The organism is Burkholderia reimsis (genome assembly GCF_003294055.1).
In the GTDB taxonomy this organism is placed as follows: domain Bacteria; phylum Pseudomonadota; class Gammaproteobacteria; order Burkholderiales; family Burkholderiaceae; genus Burkholderia; species Burkholderia cepacia.
In genome coordinates this window covers 1-588 of the sequence record NZ_QMFZ01000133.1, presented here as the reverse complement: position 1 = coordinate 588, position 588 = coordinate 1, and the positions used below count along the sequence as shown (strand labels likewise).

Below are 588 nucleotides of genomic sequence, written 5' to 3'. Positions count from 1 at the left end.
ACGTGATGTACGTGTGGCCGGTGACCCAGCCGATGTCGGCCGTGCACCAGAACACGTCGGTGGGCTTCCAGTCGAAGGTCCACTTCATCGTCTGCGCGGCCCACAGCAGGTAGCCGCCGGTGCTGTGTTGCACACCCTTCGGCTTGCCGGTCGAGCCCGACGTATACAGGATGAACAGCGGATGCTCGGCGCCGACCCACTCCGGCTCGCACGTGTCGGACTCGCCGGCCGTCAGTTCGTGCATCCACAGGTCGCGGTCGGCATGCCAGTCGATCTTGCCGCCGGTGCGGCGATAGACGATCACACTCTTCACCGCTTCGCAGCCGCCCAGTGCGAGCGCCTCGTCGGCGATGCTCTTGAGCGGCAGCGTCTTGCCGCCGCGCGCCTGCTCGTCGGCCGTGATCAGCGCCGTCGCGCCGACGTCGACGAGCCGCTCGTTCAGCGACTTCGCGGAGAAGCCGCCGAACACGACCGAGTGCGTCGCGCCGATGCGCGCGCAGGCCTGCATCGCGACGATGCCTTCGATCGACATCGGGATATAGATGACGACGCGATCGCCCTTGCCGATGCCGCGCTTCTTCAGCGCAT

General features: G+C 67.0%; 1 protein-coding gene. It reads right to left on the bottom strand.

Translation table 11 applies throughout. From position 1 onward, the window contains the following. A partial coding sequence (locus tag DPV79_RS41585; RefSeq protein WP_165843649.1) for an AMP-binding protein occupies positions 1-588 on the bottom strand: 588 nt, incomplete at both ends.